Below are 21,170 nucleotides of genomic sequence, written 5' to 3'. Positions count from 1 at the left end.
AATCCATATGACCGATTCCACCCCGACAAGCGCTGCCGACCGTGAAATTGTCAGCTCGCGAGTGTTCGATGTACCGCGCGAGCGCTTGTTGAAGGCGTGGCGCGATCCCGCCCAATTGGCCGCGTGGTGGGGGCCGAAGGGTTTTACCAACACTTTTCACGAATTCGACCTGCGGCCGGGCGGCGTCTGGCGTTTTGTCATGCACGGTCCCGACGGGGTCGATTATCCGAACGAGAGCGTCTTTCTCGAGGTCGTCGAGCCCGAGCGCATTGTGTTCCAGCATGTGTCAGGTCCGCGATTTCAGATGACGGTCACCTTCACGGAGGAGGCCGGAGGAACCCGGCTCGAATGGCGGATGCTCTTCGAAAGCGCCGCGGAATGCGACAAGGTCCGGGCGGTGTGCGTCGAAGCGAACGAACAGAATTTCGACCGCCTTCAGGCACAACTGGCGAAGCTGACCCCGTAGGCGTCTTAATACCTCAACCGAGAAAAGGAGATACCATGCATATCCAACCCTATTTGTTCTTCGAAGGCCGCTGCGAGGAGGCGCTCGATTTCTACCGCCGCGCGCTCGGCGCCGAAGTAATGATGCTGATGCGTTTCAAGGAAAGCCCTGAGCCCCATCAGTGCCCGCTCCCGCCCGGAGCCGAGGAAAAAGTCATGCATTCGAGCTTCCGTATCGGCGAGAGTACGGTGCATGCTTCCGACGGTTTCTGCCAGGGGCAGCCGAACTTCCAGGGCATTTCGCTATCGCTCTCGGCGCCGAACGAAGCGGAGGCCGATCGCCTGTTCGCCGCGCTGGCCGAAGGCGGACAGGTGCAGATGCCGTTGGGCAAAACCTTCTTTTCGCCGTGCTTCGGCATGGTCATCGACCGCTTCGGCGTGGCGTGGATGATCATCGTAGAGAGTGCGGAATAGAGCCAACCCAGGAGCTCGGCTTCCGCCGGTCCAGGCCGTCCGGAAGCCGAGCTCCTTAATCGAAACTGAACAGGACAAACGCCCATGCGATTCATGATCATCGTCAAAGCCACCAAAGACTCCGAGGCGGGCGTCATGCCGACCGAGGACCTCATTGCCGAGATGGCGGCATACCACGAGGAACTGGCAAAAGCCGGCACACTGATCGATGGCTCCGGGCTCCAGCCGAGCGCGAAGGGTTGGCGCATCGAGTACTCCGGCGAGAAGCGTTCGGTGGTGGACGGACCCTTTGCCGAAACCAAGGAGTTGATCGCCGGCTACACCATTATCCGGGTGAAATCCAAGGAAGAGGCGTTTGAATGGACCAAGCGCTTCCCTAATCCAGCCGGTGACGGCAGGGAAGGCGAGATTGAGGTCCGCCAGTTGTTCGAGCTGGACGACTTCGAACCGGGTGAGGCGATCGAACGCTGTCGCAAACTCGGGATCGGTACGGAGAACTAGCCGCGTATCGTCTCCCGCCGGGTCCCTGACAGTCCCTTCTTGCGTTCAACACCGCACTGGAAAAATCGATGTTCAAGAACATTGCCGTCGTAGCTACCCTTGTGATCGCCGCGGTCCTCATCTATGCCGCGACCAGACCCAACACTTTCCGCGTCCAGCGCTCGACCAGCATCTACGCGCCGCCGGAAAAAATCTTCTTGTTTATTAACGACTTGCGCAAAATGAACGAGTGGTCGCCATTCGAAAAAAAGGACCCGGCGATGAAACGGACCTATACCGGCGCGGCCGACGGCAAGGGCGCGGCGTACGAATGGGACGGCAACACGGATATCGGCCAGGGTCGCCTCGAGATCACGGAGTCGTCTCCCCCTTCCAAGATCACCATGAAACTCGACTTCATCAAGCCTTTCGAAGCCCACAACATCGTCGAGTTCACGCTACAACCGCAGGGCGACGTCACCCGGACTACCTGGTCCATGCAAGGCCCCAGCCCTTACATTTCAAAACTCATAGGACTCTTCATCAGCATGGACAAGATGATCGGCAAGGACTTCGAGGCCGGCCTCGCCAGCTTGAAAGCCATCGCGGAAAAGTAAATGTTGCGCAGAGCCGCCGTCCCGGTCGCTTCGTCGACGCGGCGGAGTACGTCTTGAATAGGAAAACGTGATGAAGTACCTGTGTTTGATTTGTGCCGAAACGGTGATGGAGCAAATGCCGGAAGCCGATGCGGAGAAGCACCTGGAAGAGTACCGCGAGTTTACCGACGGTATCCGGAAAAGCGGCCACTTCGTCGGGTGCAATCGGCTGCTTCCGCCCGCTGCCGCGACCACGATCCGGGTGCGGAACGGCAAAGTCTCGGCGACCGATGGACCCTACGCGGAAACCAAGGAGCAGCTCGGCGGTTACTACGTCATCGAAGCCAAGGATATTGATGAGGCGATCGAGGTCGCCTCGATGATTCCCGGGGCCAAGATCGGATGCGTCGAGATACGGCCCATCGCGGAGGATTCCAAGACGCTGAGCGCGCTTGGCTTTGTCGGGCTGACCACAGGAGACGGTACGGCGTGACGGACTCCCGCCAAGTTCGGCGCCGGTACCACGCCCCTAACGTCGATGCGCGGTGTGCGAGTTTCGTTGTATAGACAACATCAGAGGATGATCACGGTCATTTGGGATACTTGGCTGAAACCCGGTACGGAACGAGAAGGGCTCCGGCTGACGCGCCAAGTGTGGTCGGACATGCGAAGCTTCGACGGTTACATCTCGCATCAGATTTTCATCGATCAGGACGATCCGGGACATATCATCGCTCTCGCCAACTGGCGAAATCGGGCGGATGCGGACGCCGTCCGGGAAAAATACAAGGACTCCGAGATGATCCGCCAGTTCACCCCGCTCCTCGCCCGCCCCCGGGAACGATGGACGACTTGCGAAGATCAGGCGTCGTGAACAAAGCCGCCCCTGTACCAGACCGGCAACCGAGGTTGGATTGTCGGGCGGTCCAAGGCGAACACCCGTAAGCACGACTTTTACCCGTGTAATATTGACATTAGTTTTTACCCGGATAAAATTGACTTCGTTATTTTCAAACGAGGTCGCCTTATGAACACTAATCCACAACCGACATGGATCGCGTTTGCAGGAGCCAAACGCATCGCGCTGGGTCCGCCCCGTGACGTGGCCGCGAAGGTGAAGTCTTTCGTCGATACGGATAGCCAAGACATCGTCTTGATCTTCGACGCCGTCACCAGCGCGCCCGTAGAGCTGGACCTCCGCGGCTCCGTGTCCGCGGTTCTCGATCGGCTGTCGCACGCGCAGGGCAACCAGACCGAGCCGGTCGCGGACACCTCGGCGAGCGCACCGCGAACCGCCGGACGACCGAAGCTCGGTGTCACGGCCCGCGAAGTCACCTTGCTGCCCAGGCATTGGGAGTGGCTGACCTCCCAGCCCGGAGGCGCCTCCGTGGCGTTGCGAAAGCTCGTCGAACAGGCCATGCGCGCGAACAGACAGGACGATCAAGTCCGTCAGGCGCGAGAAGCCGCGTATCGATTCATGAATGCGATGGCCGGAAACGAGCCCGGCTTCGAAGAAGCCATACGGGCCTTGTTTGCCGGCGATCAAGACCGATTACATCAGGCTGTCGCGAAGTGGCCCGCCGACGTACGACAACATACGCTCACCTTGACGGAAACGGCTGCCGTTACGCGTCCCAAGCCTGAGACGGCGCCGGCGGATTGAGTTCGCCCGGCGTCGGCTCGCCACTTTCTAGGCGCGAGATATCCATCAAGCGATATAACAGGCGCTTGGAAACCGATGCCAGCGGTTCGCACGGAGCGCTGGGTCGCCCATGTCGTGAGTGATCTTTTACTTGGAAGGAGCAAGGAGATGACGGTTAAAGCGATCCCCGACGGATACCACAGCGTGACACCGTACCTGGGCATCAAGGGTGCGGCCGAGGCCATCGAATTTTACAAACGGGCATTCGGCGCTGTGGAGCTTTTTCGTCTGGTGGCGCCCGGCGGCGAAATCGGACACGCCGAGATCAGAATCGGCGACTCGACCGTCATGCTGGCCGATTCGTGCGAAGCGAGTCCGTTACGCAGCCCGCAAGCGCTGGGCGGCTCGTCGGTCGGTCTTCATGTGTACGTGGAAGACGTGGATACTCTGTTCACCCGCGCCGTCGACGCCGGAGCGAAAGCCGTCAGGCCGGTGCAAGACCAATTTTACGGCGACCGCACCGGCACGCTGGAAGATCCTTTTGGGCACGTCTGGTTTCTCGCGACCCGCAAGGAAGAGCTTACCCCAGAGGAAATCAATAGGCGTGCCGAGGCAATGTTCAAGCAAAGCGACGCCTAGAGCGACAGATGTCGTCGTCAAACGAGAACGCTGCAGAACGGGTGCGTGAGACGGTAGACGCCATCTACCGTTCCGATTCGCGCCGCGTGTTCGCTACCCTGGTGCGTTTGCTCGGCGACTTCGATCTCGCCGAAGAAGCGCTGCACGATGCCTTTCGGGCGGCGCTGGAGCAATGGCCGCAGGAAGGCATGCCAGCCAATCCGCGGGCTTGGCTGGTATCCACCGGCCGCTTCAAGGCCATCGACAACCTGCGCCGGCGTGCACGGTTCGTCGACTTGCCGCCGGATGCCGCCGAACGGCTCGGCACCGATGATTCGGAGGGACGGGACCCCGCGGATATCGGGAACGGCGGGGCATCGCTGATGGCGCTCGCCGAACGGGTAGCGGACGGGCTCGGCGATCCGGCGGCATGGGACGACGAGAGCGTCGAAGACGACCGGCTGCGGCTGATTTTCACCTGCTGCCATCCTGCCTTGTCGCCGGACGCGCAGGTCGCGCTCACGCTGCGCGAGGTGTGCGGCCTCACCACCGAAGAAATTGCTCGCGCTTTCCTCACCGCCCCGTCCACACTGGCTCAACGTATCGTGCGCGCCAAGGCGAAAATCCGCGACGCCCGCATTCCCTATCAGGTGCCGACACGCGAAGATCTGCCGGAGCGCTTGGACGCCGTGCTGCGTGTTGTTTATCTGGTGTTCAACGAGGGCTACTCCGCCTCGCTGGGCGGCTCGCTGACAAGACACGATCTCTCGGAGGAAGCGATCCGTCTCGGGCGGTTGCTGATCGAACTGCTGCCCGAACCCGAAGCGCAGGGGCTCCTGGCGCTGATGCTGCTGCACGAATCGCGCCGTGCCGCGCGCACCTCGCCCGGCGGCGAACTGATACTGCTGGACGAGCAGGACCGCGCGCTTTGGAACCGGGACCAGATTGCGCAAGGGCTGGCGCTGGTGGAACGGGCGCTGTCGTCGCGACGGTTCGGCCCGTACACGCTGCAGGCGGCGATCGCGGCCGTGCATGCCGAAGCGCCGAGCGCCGGCGAGACCGACTGGGCGCAGATCGTCGGGCTATATAACGTGCTGTTGCGAATCGAGCCGTCGCCGGTGGTGGAACTGAACCGCGCCGTGGCGGTGGCGATGTACGACGGGCCCGAGGCAGGCCTCACGCTCGTGGACGGCATTCTCGCCCGAGGCGATTTAGAGGACTACCACCTGGCGCATGCGGCTCGCGCCGACCTGTGCCGCCGGCTGGAACGAACGGCGGAAGCCCGCGCCGCTTACGAGCGGGCGCTTAGCCTGACACGGCAGGAACCGGAGCGGCGGTTTCTCGAACGGCGGCTGAACGAGCTTTTGGATTGAAACGGCCGGTACTTATGGAAGAACATCGCGAGTTGCGTAGGAATCGGAAAGAGCCCCTGGCCGTGCCATCATTCGCGTCCTCGATAGCCTCGCTAGGCTTCAATCGCCCCGAGCATTATCATGTTCCTCCGGATCGTTATTAATCAGGCCCGTAAATACCCTCCTGGTATTTCGGGCCGCCGCCCAGGCCGGTACACGCCCGGCCTGGGCTCACGCGGCTTGTCGCCGCGCCGGGGCATCCCTGCCCCGGATTAACCCGGCCTATATTTATAGGCTGGGTTAATAACACATGCCGCTTACAGTCGGTCATGACGGTCCGCAATATCGGCATTCTTTTTCATGAGACGGAAACCATGCTCTACCGCGGTAGTTGCCATTGCGAAGCGGTCCAATTCGAGGTCGAGGCCCCCGAGCGCGTTGTCTGCCAGGACTGCAATTGCTCGATTTGCTCCAAGTCCGGCTTCCTGCACCTCATCGTCCCCAAATCGCAATTCAGGCTGATAAAGGGTGAGGAGAACCTCGTTGTCTACACCTTCAACACTGGCGTCGCCAAGCACCTGTTCTGCAAGACCTGCGGCATAAAGCCCTTCTATATCCCTAGATCGAACCCGGACGGCTACGACGTGAACGTCCGCTGCCTGAGTCCGAAGCCCAAGGAACTGGTCATCGAGCCCTTCGACGGCCAAAACTGGGAATCCCATGCGCACGCGCTGGCGCATCTCAGCCGGGAAGCTTGATCGTCCGCGCCGGTAATGCCGAACGAAGCCGGAGCCGATTCTCCTCTGGGAGGCTGCTCATGAAGGTGCGCCCCGCGGCATCCTCGGATTGTGAACGGCTGATCCGCCTTTTCCGGCAACTGGGCTACGTTATCGACGTCGGCGAACTTCGGGCGAGACTCCTCGCCTATGACGGATCGGATTCTGATCTGGCGCTGGTGGGCGAAATCGGCGCGGAGGTGGTCGGAACGATCGTTCTGCACGTCGTTAGTCCGCTCCACGAAATCGGAAAATGGGGACGCATTTCCGCTCTCGTGGTCGACCAAAGCATGCGACGACGAGGCATAGGCGCCGAATTGCTGCGCGCAGCGGACGACTTCTTCATCGGGCGGGGATGCACCCGGGTCGAGTTGACCAGCAGCGACCTGCGCACAGACGCCCACCGCTTCTACATGGCGAACGGGTACGAAAACCGGTCGAAACACTTCGTAAAACATTATCCGAACGCCTGACCGGCGAGCCGCCCTAACGGGCATGAGCGTTTTTCGGCTCACGACGATGCTTCCGTTGGCGGACTCCATGTCTCTCGATCCCGCAAAAGCTCCGTCCCGCGCGGCAATATTCGGGATCAAGTCGGGCCGAGCGAGCCGATTCCGCCGCCTTCTACATTGTTAAATGACATTGAAGGCATCAGAGGCCGAATGCAGACTTCCGCAGTTACCGATGATCTCGGGATTGTGCACGACTCATGTCGAACAAGGAGGAAAGGGCATGCCAGCTTTCATCTTCAGCTCAACGCTTTGCCAATATCTACGGGTCTTATTGCCGCTAGCTTCCGCCTTGGCGGCCGAATCTGCCGAGGCGACGGTTTTTACCGTAGGCGGAAGCGCCGATAAAAGCACGGCTTGCACTCTGGCCGATGCCATTACGGCGGCGATATTCAATACCCGGACCGGCGGCTGTCCCGCGGGCTCCGAAGACGACACCATCGAACTCACCGGCGACGTCGTCCTGACGGAAGCATTGCCCGTGGTGGCGAGCGACTGCCGTTACTACCCGGATCCCTGTGTTCAAACGCGCATAACGATAGACGGCAACGGCCATTCGATTACACTCTCGGACGCCCCGAATACGCCCGTCTTCGATCTGCTATCGCTCCGTGTGGCATGCGGCGATGGCTTTTATTCGGTACCGCCCAGCGTCATGCTGTACAACGTAACGCTTCAACAGGGCAAAACCGGAATTTCTCCGATAAGCGATACCACGGGCTTGGAGTGTCCGCCAATGCTGGTTCTCACGAATACTCGCGTTTTCGGTAATCGCGGAGACGGCATTTCGGCGCGTTTTGCATCGATGCAGATCGCGAACAGCCCGATCGCCGACGATGGCGGCCGGGGCATCAAGGGCCATGGCGGCGGCATTGACCCCACCCGCCTTCGCGCCACCCTCGGTGAGCGGCACCGTTGAAACGGCCTGGAACACCATGAGTTACCGCTCCGATTATCCTGGAAACGGCAGTTGGGCGTGCTCGAGTGCACGTAGCGGCTTCACCCAAGCGGTGAAATCGGTAGGAGGGACGACGGTCAGAATCCATGAGGCGTTTCTACTCCATCCAAGCGGTCAACTGCCGTTTCTAGGATTATCTCCGCCGAGGCGGGGTTTGCGTGGCATGAAGCGGTGCGCCGGACCGGCTGCAGGAAGACTCCAAGGAATCGTCTTGCGGCACCACGTTGGCCGTGATGATTTCCTGCGCCCTGAGTTCCGCGGAGGCAAGCTCGTCTCTGAAAATATCGGTTTCATACGCCGGAGCGGTAACTTCCGCTAGCGAGGTGTCCAGCGGCCGGCCGGGTTCATCGATATGGATGGACGTCACCGTGGACAATCCGGGGCGGATGGGCCGTTTCAGGATCTCGTCCTTGCGCAGGGCGATGCGCACCGGCACCCGCTGGACGATGTGGATGAAATTGCCGGTCGCATTGTCCGGCGGCAACAGGGCGAACACGCTGCCGGTGCCGGGCACCAGGCCTTCGACCGTGCCGTGATAGACACGGCGCCGTCCGTACAGATCGACGATCACCTCGGCCGACTGGCCGGGCCGCACTTTGCGCAGCTCGGTCTCCCGGAGGTTCGCCTCCACCCAGAGATGGTCCAGCGGCACCACCATGAGCAGCGGATCTCCGGGATGGACCCGATCCCCGACCTGAGCTTTGCGTTTCGCCACATAACCCGAAACGGGCGCCCGGATGCGCTGTCGGACGAAATCGAGGTAAGCGTTGACGAAGCGGTGCTTGGCGGCCTCCACTTCGGGGTGTTCGGTGCGACTGGTTCCCCCGACCCGCGCCTCGATGGACTGGAGTTCCGCGCCGACCTCCCGCAGTTCCGCTTCGAGGGCCGTCATCTGATCCTCGGCGTTTTGCAGGACTTGCTCCGAAACCGAACCGCTGGGAAACGCCTGACGGAAGCGAATGACGTCGTGGCGCACCCGGGCGAGCTGGGCCGAGCGCGCGTCCAGTTTCTGGCAGAGTTGCTGGCGCGTCGCGAACAGCGCGCCGATCCCGCGCACGGTCCGCCCCAGGTCACCCTCGCTTTGCCCCAGGGCGGCATGGGCGCGGTGTTCGTCGAGCCGGACCAGCAGGTCGCCCTTGTTCACGAACTGGGTTTCCTCGGCCAGGACCTGGGTGACGATGCCGGTCGCATCCGCTTCGACCGGAATCAGATTGCCGGCGACGAAGGCATTGTCGGTCTCGACCCGGAAACGGCCATGCACCCACCAGTAGATGGCCGCGGCCAGAGCGCACGCGAGCACGGCCAGCGCCACCAGCAAAAGACGACGGTTGCGCCGCGCGCGGATCGCCTTCGGATGAATCTTCATAGATGCCTGTTCGAGTTTTTGGAATTATTTTGAATCGAGTGGAAGAGACTGTCTTTGGGCTCGACAGAATAGCGCCTAGGCTTGGTCCATGTTTCGGCAGGAGCCCTCTCAATCTGAAATCGGTCGGAGGCGGGTGTCGTCGAGACCGTTGGCGTATCCGCCGCCCAATGCCTCGATGAGATCGGTCATGGCAACGAGCTGATCGGTTTCCAGGGTCTTGAGCGTGAATTCCTGATCCAGAACGGAATGCCGGCGCGCCAGCATCGTCCGGCGATCGTCCAGGCCGCTGCGAAGCCGCTCTTGAGCCAGATCGAGGGCTTCCCGCTGCGAAGCCAGCAGGCGGTTGTGCGCTTCGACGATGGCCCGGGTGTCGCGCCAACTGCTGAGACTGTCGGCGACTTCCTGCACCGCTTGCAGCAGGGTCTTGTTGTAGAGCTCCACGGCTTCGTCGTATTCCGCCCTTTGCACCGACAGCTGGCCGCGCAGCCGCCCGCCTTCGAAGATGGGGAGCCTGAGGCCAGGCGCGACGCCATAGGCGAAGCTGTTACCCGAAAAAAGGATATTGGCGAGGGAGCTCGCACCCTTGGTCATGCGAAGGGCGTTCAAGCCGACGAACGCGGTCAAATCGACCGTCGGGTAAAAACTGGCTCTGGCTACCTTGATCCGTTGCGCCGCCGCCTCGGCCCGGTGCAGTGCGGCAGCGAGGTCCGGACGGTGGGCGAGCAGTTCCAGCGGAAGCTTTGTGGGCAGCGGAATTTTTTCGGGCAGCGTCACGCTGCGATTAAACAGGTGCTGTGTCGCATCAGGACCGCGGCCGATCAAGCGGGCAAGCAAGTTCCGCTGCAAGTCCAGGTAGTCGCGGGTAATGGCTCGGCGCTTGCCGGTCGCTTCCAGCTCGGATTCGGCCTGTTTGACCGGATCCGCGGAGTCCAGCCCCAGCTCGTAACGCGTTTCGGCCAGTTGGAGCAAATTACGCCGCAATTCCACCATGTCATCAGCGAGATCGAGCTGCTGCCGCAGCGCGACCCCTCGGAAGTAACACCTCGCTATCGCGGCGGTCAATTGCAGCCTGACTTCGGCCTGTTCCGCGTCTTCGGCTGCCGCTTCGCCCAGAGCCGCCTCCAATGCCGCCCGATTTTTTCCCCAGAAATCGAATTCGTAGCGGAGGCTCAAGGGATTGATCAACGCCGAGACGGTATGCGCTCCCCTAAGGGCGACATTGAAGCTGTACTCGGAAAACCGCGCCGTTGCGACCTCCGCCTCCGCATCCAGGAACGGCAGCAGTCTCGCCCCCTCCACGCGGGCAAAGCCTTCCGCCTCGCGCAGCCGGGCGGCAGCGACCTTGAGACCTGGGTTATCCTTGAGCGCCATGTCCATCAGGTGGTTCAGCTCGGAGCTGCCGAACTGCCGCCACCAGCTCTCCTGTGGCCACGAATTCCGTACCCCCAGAAGCTCACCGTCGCGGGCTTCGGACAGTTTCTGGGTAATGCCCGGGGCGTCGGCAAATTCGGCACGCTGCCCGCCGGACGGAATCCAGGCGCAGCCTGCGATCAGAAACAGGACGCTAAGACCAGCAATCAGGCGACGATAGGCAGATCGGCGATTCATGGTTGCTCCATCAGTTCCTCGGCCTTGGTTTCCCTCAGGTCCTCCGCCGGACTCGGACGCAGCGGCCTGTGAGTGGGATGGGCCAGCCACACCAGCCCGGCCAGCCCGAGAAAGAGATATCCCGCCATCAAGAAGGCATCGTTGACCGCCAGAATGGCGGCCTGCTGTCTGATGAGGGCCAGAAGCTTGCCCTGTACGATGCCGGGATCGAGGCCGGCAGTCTCCAGACGCGACGAGAGCCGCGGCAGCAAGTCCAGCGACGGAAACCGGCGCCCCCCGAATTGATCGGCCAGATGAAGCTGATGAAAGGGGCTGCGCCGAAACAGCATGACGCCCTGCAAGGTAATGCCGAGCGCACCCGCGGCGATTCTCAGCGCTGCTGCCTCTTCCGCGGCGCGCATCATTTGGCTCGGCGTCAGCCCGTGAAGGGCGATGGCGGTCAGCGGCGTGAAGAACGAACCCAGAAAAAAGCCGAGGAGCAGCATGGGCCAAACGATCTGATCGAACGATCCCGGATCGTCGAAGAGCCCGATCCAGGACAGGGTGAACGCCAAGCCCAGCAGGTTGAGGCAGGCGAACACCCGCGCATCGACGCCCTTGATAAGCTCGTGCATGACGGCGATCGCCGGCGCCGCCAAAAAGATCATCACCAGGAACAAGAGGCCGGCAAGAAATGACGAGTATCCCAGCAGCAATTGGAGCTGGACGATGAACAGCGACAGCAGTCCCTGGATCGCCAAGAAACCTAGGACAAGGCAAATGATGCCAATCGTGAAGTTGCGATGGGTAAACAGCCGGATGTCCATCGCAGGGTGCCGCTCTCCCAGTTCCCAGATGACGAAACAAGGCAGCGCTACGACAACGGCGATCAGTACGCCGCGCAGAAAGGGCGAATCGAACCAGTCGAAATCGTTGCCCATATTCAGAATGGTTTGCACGCCGCCGAAGATCAGAGCCAACAGGATAAAGCCGGCGAAATCGAAACGGGTGTAGCGCCGCTGGAATCCCCGCCCATAAAGTAATGAACCGGTTACGCCGGCAATGGCCAGGGCGACGGGGATGTTGAGATAAAACAGATAACGCCACCCGATTTCGTCGGCCAGCCAGCCGCCGATGGGAAATCCGATCGTAAACGGCATCAGGGTGAACAACCCCCATATCCCAAGCCCCACCGATTTGAGCCGAGCGGGATACTCTTTCAGCAACAGGGCTTGTCCGATTGGCAGCGTAACGCCGCCGGCAAAGCCGAGAACGATGCGCGCCGGCAGGAACAGCCGCAAAGTTTCGCTGATGGCGCAGAAATAAGAGGCCGCTGCATAGATCACAAAGGCCGTAGCGAACAAGCGGTAATCGCCGAAACGCCCGGACAGCCAGCGGGCGATGGGAAACGCCAAGGCCAGGGCGATCATGAAATCGGTCTGGGCCCAGGTGCCGAGGCTCGGCACTACCCCTCCCAGGTCGCCCGCGACATGCGGCATCAGCGCGATATAAGAGCCGGCGTTGAAGAGCACGACCATGTGCCCCAAGCCGAGCGCGATGTTGAACAGAGTGAAGCGCCAGCCGCGAAGGCGTCTGGGGAAGAAAACGGTCACCTAATCGACGCCTTGACCGCAGTCAGCCGGGCGGCGCAGCGGCCATCGGCCGGCGCCGCCTTTTCCAGAGGGCAGGCGATGAGCATGAAGCGCAGCCGCCCTTGTCATTCGGAGCGACTGCTCGCCATAGCCGCCGAAGCGGCTTCGATGCTCTGCTGATCGGACCGGGCTTGCCGCGGCGCCGGCAGCCCCAAGTCGGCCAAGCCGCGGCGAACGAGCTTCGCGCCGACATCGGTCACGAGCTGCTTGAACTTTTCCGCTTCGTGGTCGAGAAGATTGGGTGCCGCTCCGGCCACCGGATACGCATCGGCATCGGCTCTTCCGATGACGTGCCCGGTGGCGGGGTCAATCAGCTTGACCAGCACCTGCAAGGGCGTCTGCGACTCGAAAATCCTGTAGGTCCCGATTCCCACCTCCAGCACGGCATCCACCCGCTCTTTGGCGTGGGACCGATAATCGACGGACGAGGTGTCGCCGTTGTACCACTGCCGGATGGCGTTATGCCAGTAGGCGAGATTTGCGGTGCGGTTGCCGGGGGCGATCGGCAACGGGTAGTACTGCTCGGCGGAAACGGCTTTGAATCCCCCGGCGGTCAACATCTCGGCCGCTTCCCGCGCCAACACCAGCGTGGGGGCCCAGTTCTCCGCCAGCGAGGCGACCGGAGCCAGCTCAGGATTGTCTGCCACGGACGCGATTCGCGGGAGAGACGGTTCCGGCACGATATCATTGTGGCTTACCAGTCCGGCGATCAGTACTCCGCCGGGATTCCGGTAAATCTTCCTTTCCAGAAACAGATCGTAAGGAACGGTATCGTTTTGCCGATAAATGGGCAGCCGGGATTCGATGAGGTCCGGCATTACTTCGAGGGGCGGCGGTTCCACCGGAATCACGAGGATCGACTGCAAGCTGCCCGACCGGTCGGCAGGCGGCTTGATCGGAGGAGCGAGACAAGCGTTCAGTGCAACCAGCAAAAACAGCAACAAGCTATAACGTTTCATATTTGGGAGGTACCCCAGTCCCATGGAATCCAGTGCGAGATAAAGAACCCGGACATCGCTTCGAACAAGCTATTCGTCGCTTTCCGACGTAGACATGTCCGATGCGCCGGGCACCCGTGCCCCATCCTTAGCAACCCTAATGCCACAACGCAGGTGATTGAATTCAAAAAACATTTCAAAGAAACACCGGCCAATGTCGTCATAATGACATCGACTCGACAACAAACAACAACCCGGCCTGACCTTCAACCCTCCAACAAAGCTTCGAATCCATTAATCAGGCCCGTAAATACCCTTCTGGTATTTCGGGCCGCCGCCCAGGCCCGGCACACGCCCGGCCTGGGCTTACGCGGCTTGTCGCCGCGCCTGGGCATCCCTGCCCCGGATTAACCCGGCCTAATTTAGAGGCAGGGTTAATAACCGTGCATTCGGAAATAACGCGCCAATTGCCACAAGAACTCATTGCTGTCACTATGACAGCACTGTGGTTAATTCGACTACGCCTCTATGGGAATGTTCGACTACGAACCTTTGAAATATGAACGAACGCTCGAAGATAAGAACGACCGAGAGCGCGATTCGCGAAGCGGTCTTGAGCCTGACGGCGAATCTTTCGATGAAAGAGCGCCTCGAGGGATTTCTCGAAATTTTCGCCAAAGTCACGGGAAATCACGCTTGCGCCCTGTTGCGCTTCCAAGACGGGGTACTCGTGCCCGTGGCGACGCGGGGCCTTTCGCCCGAGGTCATGGGACGCCAATTCGCCCCGGAGCAACATCCCCGGCTGGCGGCGATCCTCGGTTCGAGAACACCGATCCGATTCGAGGCCGACGACCCTAGGCCCGATCCTTACGATTCGCTATTGCTGAATGATGCCGGAGGCCGATTGCCCGTCCATTCCTGTATCGGCTGTAGCCTTTATAACGAGAACACCCTGCTCGGAGTGCTCTCGGCGGATGCGTTAAAACCCGGCGTATTCGACGGCATAGACGACCACATATTCCAGACCTTTGCCGCCATCGCGACGGTGGCGCTGCGTCACGAATCCTTTATCAGTGCGCTCGAAAGATTGGCTAGACACCGCGAACTGGTGACCAGCGAACTGGTCAACGAGGCCCTACAGCGCCGCGGGCAGATACTCGGCGACAGCCCCGCGCTGCAGGAACTGAGGCGCAACATCGGTATCGTAGCCCGATCCGATCTGACGGTCCTGGTGATGGGAGAAACCGGGGTGGGCAAGGAGGTGGTCGCTCGCGTCATACACGCGCAATCGCTGCGGGCCGACCAACCCCTGGTGTACGTGAACTGCGCCGCGCTGCCGGAGTCCTTGGCCGAAAGCGAACTGTTCGGACATGTCCGCGGCGCGTTCACCGGCGCCCATACCGATCGGGCCGGCAAATTCGAGTTGGCGGAGGGAGGCACTTTGTTTCTGGACGAAGTCGGCGAACTGCCCCTGGCTATCCAAGCGAAGCTGCTGCGTGCCCTGCAATTCGGCGAGATCCAGCGGCTCGGCTCGGACAAGAGCCACCGGGCCGACGTCCGCATCATCGCCGCAACCAATCGGCAGCTCGACGAAGAGGTGAAGGCGGGGCGGTTCCGAGCCGACCTCTATCATCGGCTCAGCGTGTACCCTTTGAACGTACCGCCGCTGCGGGAACGGCTCACGGATATTGCACCGCTGGCCGGATATTTCCTGGATCAGGCGCGGACGCGCCTGGGCTTGGACCGCGCCAACCTGGCGCCCGCGACCATCGAAGCCCTGAGGGCCTATTCATGGCCCGGCAACGTACGGGAACTCGAGCACGTCGTTCTCCGCGCCGCTCTGCGCGCCTCGGCGGACCGGGGACGTTCGTTGACCTTGCAACCCGAAGATTTGGACATCGGCTCTGAAATCCACTGGAGCGTGGATGCCAAGACCGGCTTGGCGTTCGGAACGAACCCGGTATCGCTTGCACGCGCGGTGGACGATTTTCAGCGGCAGTTGATCCTCAAGACGCTGGACGAATGTCGTTTCAATTGGTCGGAAACGGCTCGCCGCCTGGGACTGGACCGGGGCAATCTGCATCGCCTTGCCAGGCGCCTCGGACTAAAGCCGATCAGCCGCATGGCTTGACGCCGCGGCATTTCTTATCGTCGTTTCCGTTGGCGCGTATGGATTGATTGCAGGCGCCTTATTCCAAATCGCTTTCCGAGGAATTCATTCTTGTAGGATGGGTAGAGCGAAGCGAAACCCATCGAGCGACCTTGAATCGGTGGGTTACGCGGAGCCTGTCCCGAGCGGAGCCGAGGGGCCCGTCCTGAGCCTGTCGAAGGGCTAACCCACCCTACGATGAGTGTTCACTCGAATGCCGAATGGAATTATGAGTGGGAGCGGGCTTTAACCCGCGATCGAACGACGAAAAAAGCCGGACAACGTCCGGCTTGAGCTTAGGAAAGCAACCATAGTCTCAGGCGGTTGATCACTACGTTGCCAAAAAGTTTAGCCGGGACCAGGTCGCCGGAGAATCGTGAGGATCGCGACCGGAAATAAGGCCTTGTTCGCCTCGGAGCGGCAGCCACACGACGAACTCGGTGCCTCGTCCTTCGCCCTCGCTGGAAACCTCCACTTTCCCGCCATGCATTTCGATCAAGCGTCGCACCACGGAAAGCCCTATCCCCAGGCCGCCTTGCGTGCGGTCCAATGTCCTCGGCCCTTGAGTAAACAGATCGAAAATGTGGGGCAAAAGCTCGGGAGGTATGCCGATTCCCTCGTCCTTGACGTGCACGGCCGCTTGGCCCGATTCGATCTCCACCGAGAGCCAAATCCGCCCCTCCTCGTTACTGTATTTTGCGGCATTGTTGAGAATATTGGCCAAGGCTTGGGTTAGGCGCACCTCATCACCGTCCAGATCGAGATCGAGCGGCCCCGATTCGACGATGAGCTTGAGCCGACGGGCCTTGATCAGCGGCAAATTGACTTCGATCGCCCGAACGATTATGGCAGCGAGATTGAGCGGGGCCGGGCGAAGCGCAATCGTCCCTCGGGTAATCCTGGATACGTCGAGCAAGTCGTCGATCATTCGGGACAACTGAGCCGCCTGGCGGTCCACCACCTCCCGTGCCCACTCCGCCCTTGGCTCTTGCAAGTCCAAGCGGCGCAACACTTCGACCGCGTTACGGATGGATGCCAACGGATTGCGCAATTCATGAGCCAGCATCGCGAGAAATTCGTCTTTTCGCGACTGAACCGAAATGGCGTCTTCGGCGGATATCGAATCGTCAATGTCCATGAGCTGGACGCTACAATCGGATGGCAACATAACACTCGGTCCATTTTGGTCCTTGAAAACATCTTTGCCGTATCGCGCGGATACCGAGCGACCCGGCAAATCCCATTGCTGCTCTGGATGCGCGAGAGCCTTGCAGAGCAGCACGAATAAATCGGCGAAACCAACCGTATCGCGAGCAAACGGTAGACTCGATCAGGTCTCGTACCGGTTTTCGCAAAAGCGGCGGGCAATTACGCCGAACAGATGCTGGACCAAAGTGCGAGACCTCACTTATCCCGGTCATCGAAATTCGGATATAACCGAGCCTCGTTCTGCTGCTCGCGGTCGTACTCCAGTTGGCAATCGATGCAGCGTACCGCGCGGGGATTGGCCGCAAGGCGCTCCAAAGGAATAGGAGCCTCGCAATCGAGACAAACCACCAGCCCCCGTTCGGGGTCGGTAATTTGTTGTTCGTTCTCGGCCAATGACGCCTTCAGGCGTTGCAACGCTTCGGCTCGCGTACATTCTTCAACGATCTGAGCAATATCGATATAGTCCATGTCGGCAGCCTCCTTAGCATGAGGGAAATTTCCGCCTGGAACCGTATCAGCAAGGCACATCAGGCGACCTAACCCCTTCGAGAAAGTCGCCGCTTATTCAGTTCCCGCTACCGTATTGGTACTTAATGGTGTCGAGTAAGTCGAGCCGACGGTATAGGTTTGTACACCTATGGAAGCATACTTATGTTATGCCGCGAATTGATGCGGGTATCTTCTTGTACGCACAATTTGGTAGCTGATCGGGACTCCGAACGAGACACGAGCGACGGAAACCATCTCAAGGAAGAACCCTATGAAAACCCTCAGCATTGCCGCTGCCGCCGCAGCGGTTTCGATTTTGTCGGGCGTCGTCGCCGCTAAGCCGGCCGTTCCGTCGAGCATCTCGTTCGGTGCAAAGTACCCGACATCCTTTGACGTTGACTCGCATTTTTCCTTCACGGAAACCGACCGCTGCATCGTCAGACAAAGGACATTCGAACAGGGGGAGCCGGTGATAAAGGCCGTTTCGGAATGTGAAAAGCCGATCATTATGGTCTTCTGCATTCTTACGGTGGAGGACGGCTGGTCTTGCTGTTCAAATGCCGAATATCCCGGTCAACCGCTGATGGGCCGCGGTGACTATCATGCCCTCGGCAGCCGCGATCTGGTTGAATCGGAACCTCGTAACAGTTTTGCTGTCGGTTGCGTACCGACCAAGGTCGGCCCTGCCCTACGAACCTTGAATCCGCTAAGCCTGGGGTCCGTCCCGGACGATCCATGCTATTTAGCGATACACGGACTCGATCAAGCCTTGCTTCAAACTCCACAAGGCGACCCACATGAAATCTTGAAGACGCTCGGCTTTACCGCAATGGCCCGGCCGCTTCGGCCATTCACGCTATCGGCAAAACCGTTCGCCTATCTCCGTAAGACTATGCCTGGCAAGACGGGATAGCCAATGCTCCACTTGAAATGAGGGTGCCGCCGAAAGCGACACCCGATGCGACCCGAGGAAAGATCACCTTCTGAGCAGCCGTGAGCCGTTGAAAGCGGCAGGGATAGTTGCGGCGCCCCCGGAGGAATCGGCAATAGCGTCTTCGAGGTGGAAATGACAATGCGCCAGTCCGCATTTACGTAGCCGGCTATTCGACTGGTTCGTTCTGCTCGAACTTCGAAAACTCATCCGGATCCAATTGGCCATCCTGATTCCTGTCCATTTCGCGCCAACGCTCCATTAACTTGCTGTCGGAGCGACCTTCGCTTTCGGAAATCAGGCCGTCGCGGTTCTCGTCCAGCTTTTTGAAACGCTCGCTCTTGATTTCCCGTTCGACCTCGACCTGATGCTTGGTCGCCGGTATGTCCTTTTCGATCTGCTGGCCGGACGGGCGCTGGGCCGGCGGCTCGGCCGGCTGGTTGGTAATGTCCAGGGATCTTTCAGTCGCTTCATCCGGGTTGGGAGTTCCCGGAACTCGCTGTTGCTCAGCCGCTGCCCAGGATGAACCCAGCAGTGCGAGCACGGTGATGATGATTGATGTTTTCATGACAGACCTCCGTATCCACAATGAATATTCAATGCTTTGAAGCAGTAATCGGAGGATTTCCGCTCATAATGATTAGGACCCGCCTATCCCTGCGCGGTTCTGAAACGAAGTCGCCGGTATAAATCGCGATAGCTGAATGGACCCCAAAAAACGCCGGAGCCGGACGCAAACGAGCTCAATGCGCCGCTCCGGAAGTACTTGTGACGGGATGCGTTGGAAAAGCAGTGATCGTCACCACGACGCCGGATGACAATCCAGAGATTTGAGTACAAGGGTGGGACTCTGTTGGCTCTTGCCGACGGCCTTGTCCCGATACATGGCTTGATCGGCTGCCCTCAGCAATTCGGCGGTGGTCGAGCCGTCTTCAGGATAGACGGCGATGCCCACGCTAGCGCCTAAGACCGGCATCAACTTATTGGTTCCATTGACGTCCACGGACGGTTGGAAAAACGCTTTCTTGATTTTCCTGGCCACGGATTCCGCACCGGAACGGTCTCCGATATTCTGCAGAAGCACTACGAATTCGTCTCCTCCCAATCGGCCTACGGTATCCGTTTCCCGAACGGAATGCTGAAAAATGCGGGCGGCGCGTTGCAAGACCTTGTCCCCGGTCTGATGCCCGTAATAGTCGTTGACCTGTTTAAATCCGTCCAAATCGAGGTAAAGCACTGCCACCTTCCGCCTCGACCGGTGAGCTTCGGCCAGCGATTGATCCAACCGATCCATGAATAACTGACGATTGGGCAGTCCGGTCAACGGATCGAAATTGGCCAACAAAAATAGCCTGTTGCCCTCCTCGAGTTTACGTTTTTCATAGCGGTCATAGATTCTGGCAACACTGAAAAACATGAGGAGACATGCCAAGGATCCCACAAAAATCAGGTTCAGCCGGTTCCAATCAAGATTCGCCCACCCCAATTGTTGTTCGATTTCGAGAGATAAGTGTTTCTCCGGCTCTCCGAAAGAGCTGCGAAAAAGCAGCTTGGGAAACAAGCTGGATTCGAGGGGCGTTGCCGGCGAAGCCTGCTTATGAATCAACTTGTCACCCGGATTTGCTCCAGCGTGCACCGACTCGAACAGGGTGAGCGCCAACGCAACGGAATCGGAAGGGAGATGGAAAAGAGCCTTCACCCTGCATATCACTACGGCGAAACTTACGCCGCCTGTTAAACTTACCGGCTCCACGAGCGCATAACCCCAATCGCCGTTATTGAGCAGGAACGAGCGACTGGCGGCAATTTCTCCGGACCTCAGAGCGCGCTGAAAGGCGTTTCCGAGTACCGATACCAAATCGACATCGGTCTCCGACAAGGGTCGCGTCTCATCGGCGTCCGGCGCAATGGAATTCGGAGCATACAAGAACGGTTTGCCCACAGCCGCAACTCGAATCAGGCGATTCCTACGATCGGAAAAAAGATGTACCGAAGAAGCGACACCCTCATGAAGCCTTAAGGCAACGAATTCTTCCAAAGTCTCCTTGTCGAACTTCGGAACGGTGCCCATGAAGTAGATGCCGGCATCCTGGTCCGAGATCAGGCGCGCGTAGGTAGTGATCTTCTCCTGATTTATGGGCTCCTCGGTCTTGAGGAATGCCGCCAGTCCATGTGTCGCATCAACATAGCGGCGCGTTTGCGAAACCAATTGCGTTTGAATCAGGGCGGACGTCTCGGAAAACCGCTGGGTTTCCCGCTGAATGTCGAGAAAAACGGCGAACGCCAATCCCGCAGCGGCGATCAATATCCAGCATATCGTCAACAAGGCGTAGAAGGAAAACCGCTTGACGATCAGTTCGATTATCCCCTTTTGCAACAACGCCGCGGCCTGCATAGCCTTTATGCTACTATTCGCTGCCGGCTGCCCGACTTCAAGGATTCCCGGATTGCCACCGGAATGGCGATCCAGCTCGAAGGGGATGTACGATTCTGCATCTCTACGAATCCATGATTGCAAAAGATTTTGGAAGAGGAGATACATGTTTAAACCCAGACTCGACGTATTCCTTGCTTGCCCGATTCATACCAGCGCTCTCATCGCGAACTTTTTGGTTCTGCTGTTCTTGCCCCTGGTACGCCCACCGATCACCCTGTCCATGCTGCTAGTCGCGCTACTGGTCTACCTCTCGATGTTCTTTGGCGCCAAATCGGCGGCTAACGAAACTCAGAGACTCTTGTCGTTGAGTAACGACGATAAACCAAGCGTTCACTGAACGGTCATCCTGCTATCTCGCCGGTCGAAACTGTTCGACGTTCAGCTTACATGCGGACGGCGCGAGATAATGTGATTTAGTACCAACTTCCGGAAAAACCGCTCGTTAATGATTAATGCAAAAACCATGCACAAGCCAAATGTTTCGAGCGCCGCAGTTGATGTTTCATCCGCTGCGACGAACTCCGCATAAGGCGGGGACGCGCGTCGAAGACTCCGATTGAGTC

At 59.6% G+C, this 21,170-nt stretch carries 23 protein-coding genes; 15 read left to right on the top strand and 8 right to left on the bottom strand.

Annotated elements, in window-relative coordinates; genetic code table 11:
* The first annotated feature begins 7 nt into the window (after positions 1–7).
* The 12 genes from ACR2R1_RS17790 to ACR2R1_RS17735 all read left to right on the top strand — a co-directional run bounded on the left by ACR2R1_RS17790 (position 8) and on the right by ACR2R1_RS17735 (position 7,810).
* Positions 8–466, top strand: coding sequence for an SRPBCC family protein (locus tag ACR2R1_RS17790; RefSeq protein WP_077728693.1), 459 nt, complete (start codon positions 8–10; stop codon positions 464–466).
* A gap of 35 nt (positions 467–501) precedes the next feature.
* Positions 502–918 carry a VOC family protein gene (locus tag ACR2R1_RS17785; protein WP_077728692.1) on the top strand — a complete coding sequence of 139 codons (417 nt, stop codon included), beginning with the start codon at positions 502–504 and terminating at the stop codon, positions 916–918.
* Between the two features lie 84 nt (positions 919–1,002).
* The gene (locus ACR2R1_RS17780; protein ID WP_077728691.1) at positions 1,003–1,419 is read left to right on the top strand and encodes a YciI family protein; all 417 of its coding nucleotides are present in this window, start codon (positions 1,003–1,005) and stop codon (positions 1,417–1,419) included.
* Between the two features lie 68 nt (positions 1,420–1,487).
* Entirely contained in the window at positions 1,488–2,015 is a 528-nt protein-coding gene (locus tag ACR2R1_RS17775; RefSeq protein ID WP_434111227.1) for an SRPBCC family protein, read from the top strand.
* 70 nt (positions 2,016–2,085) lie between these two features.
* Positions 2,086–2,487, top strand: a complete 402-nt coding sequence (locus tag ACR2R1_RS17770) for a YciI family protein (RefSeq protein ID WP_133718811.1) — start codon at positions 2,086–2,088, stop codon at positions 2,485–2,487.
* 87 nt (positions 2,488–2,574) lie between these two features.
* The gene (locus ACR2R1_RS17765) at positions 2,575–2,868 is read left to right on the top strand and encodes a putative quinol monooxygenase (RefSeq protein WP_434111224.1); all 294 of its coding nucleotides are present in this window, start codon (positions 2,575–2,577) and stop codon (positions 2,866–2,868) included.
* Between the two features lie 153 nt (positions 2,869–3,021).
* Positions 3,022–3,657, top strand: a complete 636-nt coding sequence (locus ACR2R1_RS17760; RefSeq protein WP_077728687.1) for a DUF2239 family protein — start codon at positions 3,022–3,024, stop codon at positions 3,655–3,657.
* Between the two features lie 147 nt (positions 3,658–3,804).
* Positions 3,805–4,275 carry a VOC family protein gene (locus tag ACR2R1_RS17755; RefSeq protein WP_086134022.1) on the top strand — a complete coding sequence of 157 codons (471 nt, stop codon included), beginning with the start codon at positions 3,805–3,807 and terminating at the stop codon, positions 4,273–4,275.
* An 8-nt stretch (positions 4,276–4,283) separates the two neighbouring features.
* Positions 4,284–5,627, top strand: coding sequence for an RNA polymerase sigma factor (locus ACR2R1_RS17750; RefSeq protein ID WP_086134021.1), 1,344 nt, complete (start codon positions 4,284–4,286; stop codon positions 5,625–5,627).
* A 308-nt stretch (positions 5,628–5,935) separates the two neighbouring features.
* Positions 5,936–6,364 (top strand): GFA family protein, encoded by a 429-nt coding sequence (locus ACR2R1_RS17745; protein WP_240502398.1) that lies wholly within the window; start codon positions 5,936–5,938, stop codon positions 6,362–6,364.
* 59 nt (positions 6,365–6,423) lie between these two features.
* Positions 6,424–6,855 (top strand): GNAT family N-acetyltransferase, encoded by a 432-nt coding sequence (locus ACR2R1_RS17740; protein ID WP_086134020.1) that lies wholly within the window; start codon positions 6,424–6,426, stop codon positions 6,853–6,855.
* Between the two features lie 259 nt (positions 6,856–7,114).
* On the top strand, positions 7,115–7,810 hold the full coding sequence (locus ACR2R1_RS17735) for a hypothetical protein (RefSeq protein ID WP_133718806.1): 696 nt from the start codon (positions 7,115–7,117) through the stop codon (positions 7,808–7,810).
* Positions 7,811–7,982: 172 nt separating this feature from the next.
* Here ACR2R1_RS17735 and ACR2R1_RS17730 read toward each other — a convergent pair whose 3' ends face one another.
* From ACR2R1_RS17730 to ACR2R1_RS17715, 4 genes are all read right to left on the bottom strand, one after another.
* Positions 7,983–9,215: an HlyD family efflux transporter periplasmic adaptor subunit gene (locus ACR2R1_RS17730; RefSeq protein WP_077728682.1), complete on the bottom strand. Its 1,233-nt coding sequence runs from the start codon at positions 9,213–9,215 to the stop codon at positions 7,983–7,985.
* 108 nt (positions 9,216–9,323) lie between these two features.
* The gene (locus ACR2R1_RS17725; protein ID WP_077728681.1) at positions 9,324–10,823 is read right to left on the bottom strand and encodes an efflux transporter outer membrane subunit; all 1,500 of its coding nucleotides are present in this window, start codon (positions 10,821–10,823) and stop codon (positions 9,324–9,326) included.
* Positions 10,820–12,415: a DHA2 family efflux MFS transporter permease subunit gene (locus ACR2R1_RS17720; protein WP_434111221.1), complete on the bottom strand. Its 1,596-nt coding sequence runs from the start codon at positions 12,413–12,415 to the stop codon at positions 10,820–10,822. The genes ACR2R1_RS17725 and ACR2R1_RS17720 overlap by 4 nt, the downstream gene beginning before the upstream one ends.
* Positions 12,416–12,519: 104 nt before the next feature.
* Positions 12,520–13,413 carry a hypothetical protein gene (locus ACR2R1_RS17715; RefSeq protein ID WP_086134019.1) on the bottom strand — a complete coding sequence of 298 codons (894 nt, stop codon included), beginning with the start codon at positions 13,411–13,413 and terminating at the stop codon, positions 12,520–12,522.
* 538 nt (positions 13,414–13,951) lie between these two features.
* Between ACR2R1_RS17715 and norR the strand changes: the two genes are divergently transcribed.
* Positions 13,952–15,523, top strand: coding sequence for a nitric oxide reductase transcriptional regulator NorR (gene norR, locus ACR2R1_RS17710; protein ID WP_086134018.1), 1,572 nt, complete (start codon positions 13,952–13,954; stop codon positions 15,521–15,523).
* A gap of 349 nt (positions 15,524–15,872) precedes the next feature.
* Here norR and ACR2R1_RS17705 read toward each other — a convergent pair whose 3' ends face one another.
* Positions 15,873–16,709, bottom strand: coding sequence for a sensor histidine kinase (locus tag ACR2R1_RS17705; protein WP_086134017.1), 837 nt, complete (start codon positions 16,707–16,709; stop codon positions 15,873–15,875).
* A gap of 236 nt (positions 16,710–16,945) precedes the next feature.
* A complete protein-coding gene (locus ACR2R1_RS17700) occupies positions 16,946–17,218 on the bottom strand; it encodes a TraR/DksA C4-type zinc finger protein (protein WP_166642682.1) in 273 nt (90 codons plus the stop codon).
* Positions 17,219–17,510: 292 nt separating this feature from the next.
* Here ACR2R1_RS17700 and ACR2R1_RS17695 point away from each other — a divergent pair, with 292 nt between their 5' ends.
* The gene (locus ACR2R1_RS17695) at positions 17,511–18,152 is read left to right on the top strand and encodes a hypothetical protein (RefSeq protein ID WP_434111218.1); all 642 of its coding nucleotides are present in this window, start codon (positions 17,511–17,513) and stop codon (positions 18,150–18,152) included.
* Positions 18,153–18,339: 187 nt separating this feature from the next.
* On the opposite strand, the gene ACR2R1_RS17690 is transcribed toward ACR2R1_RS17695, so the two are convergent.
* Together ACR2R1_RS17690 and ACR2R1_RS17685 are read right to left on the bottom strand one after the other, a co-directional pair.
* The gene (locus ACR2R1_RS17690; protein WP_347257294.1) at positions 18,340–18,738 is read right to left on the bottom strand and encodes a hypothetical protein; all 399 of its coding nucleotides are present in this window, start codon (positions 18,736–18,738) and stop codon (positions 18,340–18,342) included.
* Between the two features lie 231 nt (positions 18,739–18,969).
* A complete protein-coding gene (locus tag ACR2R1_RS17685) occupies positions 18,970–20,565 on the bottom strand; it encodes a GGDEF domain-containing protein (RefSeq protein ID WP_168175340.1) in 1,596 nt (531 codons plus the stop codon).
* Positions 20,566–20,710: 145 nt separating this feature from the next.
* Here ACR2R1_RS17685 and ACR2R1_RS17680 point away from each other — a divergent pair, with 145 nt between their 5' ends.
* Positions 20,711–20,944 carry a hypothetical protein gene (locus tag ACR2R1_RS17680; RefSeq protein ID WP_077728672.1) on the top strand — a complete coding sequence of 78 codons (234 nt, stop codon included), beginning with the start codon at positions 20,711–20,713 and terminating at the stop codon, positions 20,942–20,944.
* Positions 20,945–21,170: the final 226 nt, after the last annotated feature.

The organism is Methylocaldum sp. GT1TLB (assembly GCF_051027445.1).
Taxonomy (GTDB): domain Bacteria; phylum Pseudomonadota; class Gammaproteobacteria; order Methylococcales; family Methylococcaceae; genus Methylocaldum.
This window is presented reverse-complemented; position numbering and strand designations above follow the sequence as displayed.